Genomic DNA, 13,278 nt, shown 5'->3' with positions numbered 1-13,278 from the left:
CAAGATTTCTGATGTGACTTACGCGACGATGAACCGGCCCGACCTGACCTTCGCGGTCTTGGGGGCGTAGCCTTTATTTCCGCTGTCCATAACCTTGTGAAGCGGAAGAGGGCGGTTGCCGCCGTGTCGCCACAGTCCCCCAGTAACTCGAGCATCTCGACCGACGACCAAGCCGGGAAGAACCCCGCTGCTGCGTTCGGTCCCAACGAGTGGCTCGTCGACGAGATCTATCAGCAGTACCTCCAGGACCCGAACTCGGTTGACCGTGCCTGGTGGGACTTCTTCGCCGACTACAAGCCGGGCGCTCCTGCCGCCGCGGCTCCGGCGGGTACTGCGGCCGCGGGGGCCGCAGGGACCACCACCACGGCTTCCCCGGCCCCGAGCGCGCCCGCGGCCCCGGCCGCCCCCGCGCCCGCACCTGTGGCCCCGAAGCCCGTCGCCGCGGCTCCGGCCGCCGCTCCCGCGGCTCCGGCCCCCGCTCCTGCGGCACCTGCCGCGGCCCCTGCCCCGGCCAAGCCGGCGACGCCCGCACAGGCGCCCGCTCAGCCGCAGGCCAAGGCCGCGCCGGCCCCGGAGGGCCCCGAGCTGATCACGCTGCGCGGCCCGGCCGCCGCGGTCGCGAAGAACATGAACGCCTCGCTGGAGCTGCCGACGGCCACCTCGGTCCGCGCGGTCCCGGTGAAGCTGCTGTTCGACAACCGGATCGTCATCAACAACCACCTGAAGCGCGCCCGGGGCGGGAAGATCTCCTTCACGCACCTGATCGGCTTCGCGATGGTCCAGGCCATCAAGGCCATGCCGTCGATGAACTGGTCGTTCGGCGAGAAGGACGGCAAGCCGACCCTCGTCAGGCCGGCGCACGTCAACCTCGGCCTGGCCATCGACCTGGTGAAGCCCAACGGCGACCGCCAGCTCGTCGTGGCCGCCATCAAGAAGGCCGAGACCCTGAACTTCTTCGAGTTCTGGCAGGCCTACGAGGACATCGTCCGTCGCGCCCGCGACAACAAGCTGACGATGGACGACTTCACCGGTGTCACGGTCTCCCTGACCAACCCCGGCGGCCTCGGCACCGTCCACTCCGTGCCGCGTCTGATGCCCGGCCAGTCCGTGATCATGGGCGTCGGCTCCATGGACTACCCGGCGGAGTTCCAGGGCACCAGCCAGGACACCCTGAACAAGCTCGGCATCTCGAAGGTCATGACGCTCACGTCGACCTACGACCACCGGGTGATCCAGGGCGCCGCCTCCGGCGAGTTCCTGCGCCAGGTCGCGAACCTGCTGCTCGGCGAGAACGGCTTCTACGACGACATCTTCGAGGCGCTGCGCATCCCCTACGAGCCGGTCCGCTGGCTCAAGGACATCGACGCCTCGCACGACGACGACGTCACCAAGGCCGCCCGCGTCTTCGAGCTGATCCACTCCTACCGGGTCCGCGGCCACGTCATGGCCGACACCGACCCGCTGGAGTACCGCCAGCGCAAGCACCCCGACCTGGACATCGTCGAGCACGGCCTCACCCTGTGGGACCTGGAGCGCGAGTTCGCGGTCGGCGGCTTCGCCGGCAAGTCGATGATGAAGCTGCGCGACATCCTCGGCGTACTGCGCGACTCGTACTGCCGCACCACCGGCATCGAGTTCATGCACATCCAGGACCCGAAGCAGCGCAAGTGGATCCAGGACCGCGTCGAGCGCCCGCACTCCAAGCCGGAGCGCGAGGAGCAGCTGCGCATCCTGCGCCGTCTGAACGCGGCCGAGGCCTTCGAGACCTTCCTGCAGACGAAGTACGTCGGCCAGAAGCGCTTCTCGCTGGAGGGCGGCGAGTCCGTCATCCCGCTGCTGGACGCGGTCATCGACTCCGCCGCCGAGTCCCGCCTGGACGAGGTCATCATCGGCATGGCCCACCGCGGCCGTCTGAACATCCTCGCCAACATCGTCGGCAAGTCCTACGCGCAGATCTTCCGCGAGTTCGAGGGCAACCTCGACCCGAAGTCGATGCACGGCTCCGGCGACGTGAAGTACCACCTGGGCGCCGAGGGCACCTTCACCGGCCTGGACGGCGAGCAGATCAAGGTCAGCCTGGTCGCGAACCCGTCGCACCTCGAGGCCGTCGACCCGGTCCTGGAGGGCGTCGCCCGCGCCAAGCAGGACATCATCAACAAGGGCGGCACGGACTTCACCGTCCTGCCGGTGGCGATCCACGGCGACGCGGCCTTCGCGGGCCAGGGCGTGGTGGCCGAGACCCTGAACATGTCGCAGCTGCGCGGCTACCGCACCGGCGGCACGGTCCACATCGTCATCAACAACCAGGTCGGCTTCACCGCGGCCCCCGAGTCCTCGCGTTCCTCCATGTACGCGACGGACGTGGCCCGCATGATCGAGGCCCCGATCTTCCACGTGAACGGCGACGACCCCGAGGCGGTCGTCCGCGTCGCCCGTCTGGCCTTCGAGTTCCGCCAGGCGTTCAACAAGGACGTGGTGATCGACCTCATCTGCTACCGCCGCCGCGGTCACAACGAGTCCGACAACCCGGCCTTCACCCAGCCGCTGATGTACGACCTGATCGACAAGAAGCGCTCGGTGCGCAAGCTCTACACCGAGTCCCTGATCGGTCGCGGCGACATCACCCTGGAAGAGGCCGAGCAGGCGCTGCAGGACTACCAGGGCCAGCTGGAGAAGGTCTTCACGGAGGTCCGCGAGGCCACGTCGCAGCCGGCCGCCGGGGTCGTCCAGGAGCCGCAGGACGGCTTCCCGGTCGCGGTCCCGACCGCCATCTCCGCCGAGGTCGTCAAGCGGATCGCCGAGTCCCAGGTCAACATCCCCGACCACATCACCGTCCACCCGCGTCTGCTGCCGCAGCTGCAGCGCCGGGCGGCCATGGTCGAGGACGGCACGATCGACTGGGGCATGGGCGAGACCCTGGCCGTCGGCTCGCTGCTGCTCGAGGGCACCCCGGTCCGCCTCGCGGGCCAGGACTCCCAGCGCGGCACCTTCGGCCAGCGCCACGCGGTCCTGATCGACCGCAGCACCGGCGAGGAGTACACGCCGCTGCAGTACCTCTCCGAGGACCAGGCGCGCCTGAACGTCTACAACTCCCTGCTCTCCGAGTACGCGGCGATGGGCTTCGAGTACGGCTACTCGCTCGCCCGCCCCGACGCGCTGGTGATGTGGGAGGCGCAGTTCGGCGACTTCGTCAACGGCGCGCAGACGGTCGTGGACGAGTTCATCTCGTCGGCCGAGCAGAAGTGGAACCAGACCTCCGGCGTCACCCTGCTCCTCCCGCACGGCTACGAGGGCCAGGGCCCGGACCACTCGTCCGCCCGCCCGGAGCGCTTCCTGCAGCTGTGCGCGCAGAACAACATGACGGTCGCGATGCCCACGCTCCCGTCGAACTACTTCCACCTCCTGCGGTGGCAGGTGCACAACCCGCACCACAAGCCGCTGGTCGTCTTCACCCCGAAGTCGATGCTGCGTCTGAAGGCCGCGGCCTCGAAGGCGGAGGAGTTCACGAACGGTCAGTTCCGCCCGGTCATCGGCGACCAGTCGATCACCGACCCGGCCGCGGTCCGGAAGGTCGTCTTCTGCGCCGGCAAGGTCTACTACGACCTGGAGGCCGAGCGGCAGAAGCGCGGTGTCACGGACACGGCGATCATTCGCATCGAGCGCCTGTACCCGCTGCCGGGTGCCGAGCTCCAGGCGGAGGTCAACAAGTACCCGAACGCCGAGAAGTACCTCTGGACCCAGGAGGAGCCGGCGAACCAGGGTGCCTGGCCGTTCATCGCGCTCAACCTGATCGACCACCTCGACCTGGCGGTCGGCGCGGACATCCCGGCCGGCGAGCGGCTGCGGCGCATCTCGCGTCCGCACGGCTCGTCCCCGGCGGTGGGCTCCGCCAAGCGCCACCAGGCCGAGCAGGAGCAGCTGGTGCGTGAGGTCTTCGAGGCCTGAGCCTCCGGCGGTTCAGCCGAAAGCAGGGCCCGGCCCCGAGTTCACAGTGACTCGGGGCCGGGCCCTTTTCCGCTTGTGACCGTCAGCCCAGGTACGGCTCGAAGTCCCAGTAGGGGCGTGTGCGTTGGCGGGCCGAGATGGTGTGCGGGTGCTGGGCGCCCAGGGTGCGGGTGAGCCCGAGCAGGCCGTCGTCCTCCAGCTTCCCGGCCTCCTCTTGCTCACGGGCGGCGCGCAGGTCCGCGGCGAGTGCCACCTGGCCGGAGAGGGTGAGCGGGTGCTCGTGCCCCAGGGTGTGCCGGGCCCGGCGCAGGGTGTCCCGGCTCAGTTCGACGGCATCGGCGATCCGGCCGTTCAGATTGCGGGCACTGGCCGCGTTGAGGGCGCAGCCGAGGACCCAGGGGTGGTCGGCGCCCAGGGTGGCGGTGAGACCGGCGAGGGCGGCTTCGAACATCGACAGGGCCTCTCCGCGCTCGCCCGCGGCCTGCATGACCAGGCCGGTGTTGGAGAGCATGCCGGTGGCGACCGGGTGGGCCGGGCCGAGCAGGGCCCGGTAGCCGGCCTCGGCCTCGTCGATCAGCTCGCGGGACTGGGAGAGGTCGCCGTGCTCCCGCAGGTAGTTGCCGTAGTTCGTGATGAAGGCCAGGGTCCGGTAGTGCTCGCGGCCGTGCAGCTGGATCAGCTGCTCCAGCAGGCTGGCCAAGGTCGGGCCTACCTCCGGGGCGTGACCGCCCTCGCGACGTCTGCACATGGCCAGCTGGGCCCGGGCTTCGAGGGTCTGCGGATGCTGCGGGCCGAGCACCTGCACATGGAGGCGTACGACCGGTTCCTGGCGGGCGAGTGCGTCACGGTAGCGGCCCAGCAGCCGCAGGCTGTGGGTGACCGCGTTGCCCGAGTTGAGGGTGTTGATGTGCCGTGCGCGCAGCACGCTCTCGCGCCTGCCCAGCGTCTCCAGGTCGAGTTCCAGCGCCTCCGCGTAGCGGCCCAGCAGGCGCAGGCCGACACCGAGGTTGTGCCGGGCGACCAGGGTGGGGGGCTCGTCCGGGCCGAGGAGCCGCTCGTTGCCGTCGAGCACCTCGCGCTGCAGGTCGTACGCCTCCTGGTAGCGGCCGAGGTTGCGCAGGCCGGACGCCATGGCGCTCTTGGTGACCAGCTCGCCGATCTCGTTCCGCCCGGGCGCGGCCTGCAGCCGGTCCAGCACGCCGCGGTGCAGCTCGTAGGCGTCGCGGAACCGGCCGCTGTTGCGGAGCATGTTGCTCTCCTGGGTGGCCAGGTCGAGCATGGGCTGGTCGAGCGGCTCCATGAACCGGGACCAGTGGGGGCGCACCTGCTGGGCCAGTTCGAGGCCGCCGCTGTACTCCCCGCTGCGTGAGCAGTAGCGCAGACAGTTCAGGACCAGTTCCTGGACGCGGGGCTGGCGGCTCTCCAGGGCGCCGGAGGGCTCCAGGTGAGGCAGCAGTTCGGCGTAGCGCGGCCAGTTCCTGCTGTCGGCGGGGTTACCGGGGTCCGCCTCGGCGAGCAGGGTGCGCACCGCCCGTTGGTGCAGGTCCCGGCTGTCCTCGCTGGTCAGCTTGGAGACGATGTCGTGGACGAGACGGTGCATGTGCACGGACTCCTGGTGCGGGCCCATCTCGGCGGCCAGCGGTCCGCGGGTCTCCCGGGTGAGCACGGAGAAGTTGACGAGTGTGTCCAGGGCCCTGGTCCAGGCCGGCAGGTCGGTGGACATCCAGCGCAGTTCCTCGGGCAGTTCGGCCCGCGGGTAGGCGCGGATCAGGCCGAGCGGGATACGACCGGGTGCGAACGAGGTGCACAGGCTCAGCACGTCGATGGCCTGCGGCTGGGAGCGGCGCAGGCGGTTGAGCAGTATGGCCCACGAGGTCAGGGAGGAGCGCGGGAAGCCCTCGCCGGTGACGGGCTCGTCGACGGTGGACAGCCGTCGTTCCCGGACCATCCGCAGGTACTCGGCCACGTCCATGCCGGACTCGCCGAGCCAGGAGGCGGCCTGCACGAGCGGCAGCGGGACGTCGCCGAACTCTGCGGCCACCTCGTCGGCCTCCGCGGCGCTGATGTGCGGGGCGCGGCGCATCAGGTACGCGGTGGACTCGGCCCGCAGGAAGGAGGGGATCGCGAGGACGTCGGTGTGCTCGCTCCAGGCCCGGTTGCGTGAGGTGATCAGGACGTGGCCGGTGCCCTGCGGGAGCAGGGCCGACACGCCTTCGGTGTCGTCCCAACCGTCGAAGACCACCAGCCAGTTGGCGTACGGATCTCCGCGCCGCAGCGCGTTGCGCACCGCGCGGATGCGCTCGCCGGGCTCGCTGCCGATCCGCAGGCCCAGTTCCACGGCGAGTTCGCCGAGTCGGTCGCGCTGGATGTTGCGGTCGTCGGAGTTGACCCACCACACCAGGTCGTAGTCGGTGCTGAAGCGGTGCGCGTACTCGGCGGCGAGCTGGGTCTTGCCGATGCCCGACATGCCGACGAGCGTGCAGGCGGAGGCCCCGCGCTCGGCGTCCGCGAGCCGTTGGTGCAGATCGTTGAGCAGGTCGTCGCGGCCGGTGAAGCGCGGGTTGCGGCGCGGCACCTCGCCCCAGATCTCGCAGCGCTCGTCGGGGTAACGCATCTGATCCGGCAGGGGCCGCGGGCGCGGGCGGCGCTCGAGGCCGAGCCTGCTCAGCAGACGCTCCTCGGCGGCCTCCTCGCTCAGCGCCCACAGACTGGCCGGCTCCAGCACCGCGGTGGCCGGGAGCAGCGGCCGGTTGGTGAGGTTGACCGCGGCGAAGCGGTCGGCGTGAGCGGCCACGAAACCGCGCAGGGCATCGTTCCACTCGCCGGGCGGACGCGGGCCGAGTTCGAAGAACCAGTCGTTGAGAACGAGGAGGACCTTGCCGCTGGACAGCAGCAGGTCGCCGAGCGAGTCCTCCAGGGGCACCGCGCGCGGCGGGTCCCAGCGCAGCAGGGTGGTCCGGTGCCCGTGGCGCTCCAGGCACTGCGCGATCCATGCCGCCCATGAGCGGTGGTATCCCGGGAAGACCACGAGAACGTGCTCGTGTGCCGCCGCACCGGCCTCGCCCGCCCGCCGCTGTTCCGCCATCGTCGCTCCCTGTTCCCGCGGCTGCCGCCCTCTCGGGCAGCCACACACATAACGTAACGCAAAGGCGCTTCTACGGAGCGTTATCCGGATTGCCGGGCGGTCGCCCCGAGACTCCCGTGGTGCGCACCCATGTTCCGGACGAACTCCCTTCCCTCAGGGGTCAGTTCATCGGAATCGCGCAGCACGGACAAGGCCTGGCCGACCTGGTCCCTGTGTACCTCGAACCGCTCTGCCGCGCGCCGGCCCCAGGTCCAGTCGCCCCCCGGCCCGGTCCGGGCCCTCCACCACAGGTCCATCAGCGCCAGATGCGCGTACGCCCCCTGCAGCACTCCCGAGACGGGCCGCGGATCATGCCGCCACCCGACCCGGTGCAGGGTGCCGCCGCCGGGCCGCCGCAGGGGGACGAGTTCGTCGAGCACGGCCAGCTTGGTGTGGTGCGTCTCGTGCACCAGCAACTCCGCCAGGTCCCGCCGGTCGGCCGGCAGCTGGGTGAGGACGGCGCCGGGAGCGGTGCGCAGCGTCGCGCTCATCGGCGTACCCGCGCCCGCCGGGGGTGTGAGCGGTACGACGCAACGGACCAGCGCCGCCGTCTCGGCGGCCCGGCCGGGATGCGTGGTGACCAGCAGGGCCAGCGCGTCACGCCAGCGGGTGGTCCAGGCGAGGTGGTCGGAGTACGGACGCTCGGCCGCGGGCAGGGCCGCCGGGCCGATGCCGCCCGAAGGCACCCGGTAGGGGTCCATATCGTCGAGGACGGCTGCGCCACCGGGCAGCATGTGCAGCGCGGACCAGGCCGGCAGGCCGTGGGGCACCCGGCGCGGCTCCGGGACCTCCGGTGCCGCCGCGGACAGCAGGACCGTGCCGCCCGCGCTGTCGGTGAGCCGTACGACGCCGGCGCGGCCGCTCAGCCGGGCCGGTCCGGGGGCGCAGCGCAGCAGGCCGATGCCGGGCAGGGAAAGGGTGCCCGTCGGCAGCGGGTACGTGGTGGTGAAACGGCACCCCGCCCGGAGCGCGGCGGCGACCGCCACATCGCCCAGCCGACCCAGCCGTTCCTCGAAGGCCGGACCGTCGGGTGCGGCAAGCAGCTCGGCGAGCCAGGAGCCGGTCGTCGGATAGTCGAGCACGTCACGGACCACCGCGGGGTCGGCCCGCTCGGCCCGCTCCAGCAGTGCCCAGTCCTCCTCGAAGCGCCGTCGTACCGCGGGCGGCAGCGCATCGTGCCGGCGTTCGACGCGGACGAGGAGGGATTTGAGCAGCAGCATCCGGCGGGCATGCAGCGCGGATCGCAGCGCGGTGGTGGTCACGGGCAGCGGCCGGGTCCGCGCCAGCTCGGCGAAGATCTCCGACGTGACCGGCCCCGAGGTCATGCCACGGTGTCCTCACTCAGTAAAGGGCGCGGTGCACGACCGGCCGAAAACGCGCGCCCCTCGGGCCCTTCCGGTACGGCGTCGTCGTCCGGGTTGGTGTACCAGACGCGGCGCAGCTCCTCCGGGTCCGCCAGCACCCCCTCCACCGCCGCGATCAGCTCCGGATCGTCCAGGTCCCGCAAAGTCCGCAGGTCGACGTCAGTGAGGTCGGGCAGAACCAGGCCCTCTCCTGTCGTCCGGCCGAGGCCGACCGCCCGTATCCTGTCCTCCCCCACCTCGGCTCCTCCCTGCCCCACGCCCGCCCCGCACGGCCGTGACAGCTGCCCAGTTCTTCCCGACTGGCGGGGAGCAGAAACCCGACCGGGATCAACTCCGGTCAAGCTCAATCGAGTTGTTCCACTCCGGGTTCCAAGGCCACCACGGTGGGGCAGTTCGGCGCCACTGTTCATCCGGCATCCACCCGGACCCGTCCGCGGTCGGCTCCTCCGCGGCGCCACGGGTCAACTCCACGTCCGCCCAGTCGACCTCCCGCAGGACCGCCACCAGTCGCTGCCACTGGTCCCGGGCCGCCCGATAGGCGTTGTGGGCCGCGGCGGGCCGCCCCATCAGCGCGAGCACCGCCCCGCTGCTGTGCCGCGCCCGCGCGGCCGTCACCGAGCCCGGGTCCGCGCCGTGCGCGGCCTGCGCCTCCCGCTCGGCGTTCTCGTACGCCTGCAACGCGTCCATCAGCAGCGGCGCACCGGCGTGACGCCACCCCTCCAGCCGAACCCGCCCCAACTGCAGCCACGCCTCGGCCCTTACGGCCGCGTCGGCCGCCGCGCGCACGGCCTGGCCGAGCAGGTGACGGCTCTCGAACAGGTCGGGCAAGAAGCCGAGATGGCGGAACCGCTGGGCCAGTGCGCTGCCGACCAGGCCCTGGAGCCGCCCACGCTGGGCGGACCGGGCGGGCAGTGACTTCAGCGCCTCGCGCAGGACGTACTCGGCCCGGTCCACGATGCCCGCGCCGTCCCGTGCCGAGGCCCGCCGCAGCAGCGACTCGCCCCAGGCGGTGAGGAGCTGGCAGCGCAGGGTGCCGTCGGCGGGGGCGAGCAGCGCGGCCCGTTCGTACGTCTCGTCGGTCTCCCGGGCTTCCCCCGCCGCGTCGTGGAAGGCCGCCAGCGCGGCCAGACAGGGCAGCAGCAGCTCGGGGTCGTCCCCGGCGGCCCGCCGGGCCCGCAGCAGCGCCCGCCGCGTCTGACCGTCCTCGGCCCCCGACTCCCGCAGCGCCCGCGCCAGATCGAGCAACGCGGGCCCGCGTACGGCATCCGCGGCTTGCTCGGCGTCCAGGATCCCGCAGGCTTCCCGCAGCTCCCCGACGGCCGCACCGGGATGCCGCAGATCGAGCAGAATCCGGCCACGCAGCAACAACCGGGCCCGGTGGGCGGCGACGGGCCACGGCACGGAGCCCGTCCCGGCGGCCTGCGGCACACCGGACGCTTCCTGCGCCGGGCCGTGGCCCGGACGGTCCACGGAGCCCGCCGGGGCGGGTCCGAACGCCACGGGATCGCCCGGGCCGGCGCGGGAGCCGTCCGGCTCGGGTTGGTGCGCGCCGGTTGCGCCGGAGCCGTCCGGCTCGGGTTGGCGCCCGCCGGTTTCGCCGGAACCGTCCGGCTCGGATTGACGCGCGTCGGTTCCGCCGGAGCCGTCGGGTTCGGTGTCCCCGTCCTCCTGTCGTCGCGCCCGGAACCAGGACCGCGCCTGATCCGTCAGCCCCGGCCAGGGAGCCGGCTCGGGGTCGAGCACGTCCAGGGCGGCCGTGAGGTGGTCGGTCTCGGCCGTCAGTTGCCACAACTCGCGTCGGCAGGAGGCGAGTTCCAGGGCGGCCTCGGCCCGCTCGCGGCTGTCGGCGGGGGCCGCCGTGTGGGCCGCGGCGAGTTCTGCCGCGGCCTCGCGCAGCAGCTCGGCGCGCCGGCCCGCCGTACGCGCCGCCGCCGTGCCCGCCTCGGCGCGCAGGATGCGGCCGAGGACCAGGTGCGACCGCCGGCCGGTGCCGGGGACGGTCCCGGTGCCGGGGGCGGCTGCCGCGAGGGCCTGTTCGCGGGCGCGGTGCAGCACCTCGGGGTCGGCCAGGTGGTGCCACTGGTCGAGCAGGCGCTCGGCCTCGGTCAGCGGGTCGGGCGTGACCAGGTCCGGCAGGTAGAAGCGCAGGACCCGGGCCGGGATGCGGGCGAACAGCTCGGCCTCGACGCTGCCGCCGCGCTCCGCCGGGCCGGTGTCCTCGGGCGGCGGCGCGGCTCCGGCGGCCGGGCCGTGGTCGGCGAGCCGGGCGGCCGCGAGGGCGGCGAAGTTGCGGGTGCCCCGGCCGAAGTGCCGTTCCACATAGGCCGAGCAGTGTTTGAGCACGAGCCCGGCCGTGTCCTGGTCCAGGGAGGACAGGAGCAGGTCCTGCACCCGGCCCGAGTAGGCGAAGCAGGGCTGACCCTCGGTGCCGGGGAGCTGCCGGAGCAGCCCGCCGAGCAGGACCTCGGCCAGTTCCATGGGGCCCGTGTCGGGCAGCATCGCCCGCTGGACCAGTTGCATCACGGGCAGCGTCAGGGGGGCCGCGGCGAGGTAGACGGCCAGGCGCAGGGCGCCGGGTGAGGCTCCGGCGCGGAAGGCGCGCAGCAGGTCGTCGTCGCTGCGCGGTGCCGCCGTGGCGGGGGTGGCCGCCGGGGTCGTACCCGGGTCGGTGAAGGCCGCCCAGGCGCGCTCGCTGGTGGGGCCGGCGCCGCCGAGCAGCCGGGCGAAGGCCTCGAAGGCTTCCGGGGTGGGCTGCAGCACCGGTACGGGCCGGGCGCCCGGCGCCGGTTCCTCCCAGGGCTCGTCGTCGGGCAGGAAGCCGAGGCGGCCGCCGACTTCGGCGGGGCGCAGCAGCACGCCGGGCTCGGCGGGCAGCGCGGTCCGGCCCCACAGCCGGGGCGGCAGCGGCTGGACCACGGCCAGCGGGGCGGTGCGCGGCCACTGGTGCAGCAGGCGCTGTGCGCTGCCGTTCTGCCACAGCGGGCCCACGCAGTCGCTGATGACGAAGGTGAGCCGGCGGCCGGTCGGGTCGTGCAGTTCGTCGGCGGGGCGCAGCCGGGTGTGCCGGCCGGGCCCCGCGGTCGTACCGACGAGGGGCGCACCGGAGGCGTCGGCGTACAGGTGGTGGACGCGGACGGAGGAGAACGCGCCGGACTGCTGGCAGGCCTGGCGCAGTTCCTCGACCAGCTGCCCCCAGACGGCCATGGCGGGCCCGGTGTCCATGAGGAGCTGGACGTCGCAGCGCCGGCGGCGGCCGGGCCGGGTGAGCGGGAGCACGATGCCGCTCGCGGCGGCGTGGTCGGCGGTCGCCTCCTCGTCGATCGGGTCGTCCTCGGAGCGTACGGAGGCGACCCGGTAGCGGCCGAGCGCGCGCAGCGCCTTCTCCAGGCCGAGCAGTCCGGGCAGGGCGCCGGCGGCGGGAGCGCGGACGGGGAACGCGGCGGGCGCGGCGGAGTCGGACCGCGGGCGCGGCGTGAGGCCGGGCGTGAACAGCGGGACCGGGGCGGCGGGGGCGTCCGTCCGGGCCGGGGGCGGGTCGGTGACCGGTGTCGCGGCCGAGTCGGCGGGCGACGGCTCCGAGTCGGCGTCGGACCGGCGGGCCGGGGTGGTGCCGGGCGGTCCGGGGGCGTCGCGGGGCGGGGCGGCGCCGAGCCGCCGGGCGAGCCAGACCGCGTCCGCCACGTCCTCCGCGGTGAGGTCGAGCCCGCCCTGGCGCAGCTTGCCGATCAGCTCGTCCAGGCGCATCCCGGGCATCGGGCCATCACCTCGTACGGTCGAGCGGCTGCATGAGCATCTCGGCGATCCGCTCCCGGGTGAGGCTCTGTGCGCGCGGGTCGTGCCGGGTGAGGAAGAGGGCGTTGAGGAGCTGGTCGGCGGCGAGCACCTCGCCTGGTTCGCGTTCCAGGAACCTGCGGATGAGATCCGGGCCGGCCTCGACGCCGTCCGCGCCGAGATGGGCCTCGACCATGGCGGTGAGCTGCTCCTCGCCCGGCGGGTCCAGCTCCAGCTGGACGCAGCGCCGCAGGAGGGGGGCGGGGAAGTCGCGTTCGCCGTTGGAGGTCAGGACGATCACCGGGAAGGCGGTGCAGGCGATCCGTCCGCCGTGCACGGCGACCCGGCCGCCGTCGTGGTCGAGCACCTCGACGACGGGTTCGCGGTCGGCGAGCCGTTCCAGCTCGGGGATCGAGAACTCGCCCTCCTCCAGGGTGTTGAGCAGGTCGTTGGGCAGGTCGAGGTCGCTCTTGTCGAGTTCGTCGATGAGCAGCACGCGGGGCTGTTCGGAGGGCAGCAGCGCGGTGCCGAGCGGGCCGAGCCGGATGTACGAGCCGATGCCGGGGGCGGCCGTCGCGCCCTCGGCGCCGCGGGCGCGCTCCAGCTGGACGTCCTGGAGGCGGCCTATCGCGTCGTACCGGTACAGGCCGTCCTGGAGGGTGGTGCGGCTGACGATGGGCCAGCGCAGCACCTTGCCGAGACCGAGTTCATGGGCGATCGCGTACGCCAGGGTGGACTTGCCCGTGCCCGGGTTGCCGGTCACCAGCAGCGGCCGGCGCAGATAGAGGGCCGCGTTGACCGCGTCCACCTCGGCCGGCCGGGGCGCGTAGCTCTCGACCAGACGCCGGCGGACACCGAGCCTGCGGGCACTGCTGGGGTCCTCGGGGCCGGTCTCCGTGCTCTCCCGGGAGGCCTCGAAATCGCGCCAGGGCGGCGGTGCCGGCAACCGCAGCATGCCGTCGTGCGGCTGGCCCACTCCGCGGTAGATCCGCCAGTCGTTCACCTTGGGCTCCTCCCGGCTCTGGTGATCATGCTGCGGGCCCGGCCGTACGAGAATAGCCATCAGGCGGCCGT

6 protein-coding genes are annotated in these 13,278 nt (G+C 72.9%); 1 reads left to right on the top strand and 5 read right to left on the bottom strand.

The window, feature by feature from the left end; all coding sequences use genetic code 11:
• The first annotated feature begins 123 nt into the window (after window positions 1-123).
• Window positions 124-3,945, top strand: a complete 3,822-nt coding sequence (locus AC07DS_RS18740) for a multifunctional oxoglutarate decarboxylase/oxoglutarate dehydrogenase thiamine pyrophosphate-binding subunit/dihydrolipoyllysine-residue succinyltransferase subunit (RefSeq protein WP_479146620.1) — start codon at window positions 124-126, stop codon at window positions 3,943-3,945.
• 82 nt (window positions 3,946-4,027) lie between these two features.
• On the opposite strand, the gene fxsT is transcribed toward AC07DS_RS18740, so the two are convergent.
• The 5 genes from fxsT to AC07DS_RS18715 all read right to left on the bottom strand — a co-directional run bounded on the left by fxsT (window position 4,028) and on the right by AC07DS_RS18715 (window position 13,207).
• The gene (fxsT, locus tag AC07DS_RS18735; protein WP_479146618.1) at window positions 4,028-7,030 is read right to left on the bottom strand and encodes an FxSxx-COOH system tetratricopeptide repeat protein; all 3,003 of its coding nucleotides are present in this window, start codon (window positions 7,028-7,030) and stop codon (window positions 4,028-4,030) included.
• An 80-nt stretch (window positions 7,031-7,110) separates the two neighbouring features.
• Window positions 7,111-8,394, bottom strand: a complete 1,284-nt coding sequence (locus tag AC07DS_RS18730) for an HEXXH motif domain-containing protein (protein WP_479146616.1) — start codon at window positions 8,392-8,394, stop codon at window positions 7,111-7,113.
• Entirely contained in the window at window positions 8,391-8,669 is a 279-nt protein-coding gene (locus AC07DS_RS18725) for a hypothetical protein (RefSeq protein WP_479146615.1), read from the bottom strand. Before AC07DS_RS18725 ends, AC07DS_RS18730 begins: the two co-directional genes overlap by 4 nt.
• A gap of 91 nt (window positions 8,670-8,760) precedes the next feature.
• Window positions 8,761-12,186 carry an SAV_2336 N-terminal domain-related protein gene (locus AC07DS_RS18720; RefSeq protein WP_479146613.1) on the bottom strand — a complete coding sequence of 1,142 codons (3,426 nt, stop codon included), beginning with the start codon at window positions 12,184-12,186 and terminating at the stop codon, window positions 8,761-8,763.
• Window positions 12,187-12,193: 7 nt separating this feature from the next.
• Entirely contained in the window at window positions 12,194-13,207 is a 1,014-nt protein-coding gene (locus AC07DS_RS18715; RefSeq protein ID WP_479146715.1) for an AAA family ATPase, read from the bottom strand.
• Between the last annotated feature and the right edge of the window lie 71 nt (window positions 13,208-13,278).

Source organism: Streptomyces sp. NPDC044064 (genome assembly GCF_056434245.1).
This window is presented reverse-complemented; position numbering and strand designations above follow the sequence as displayed.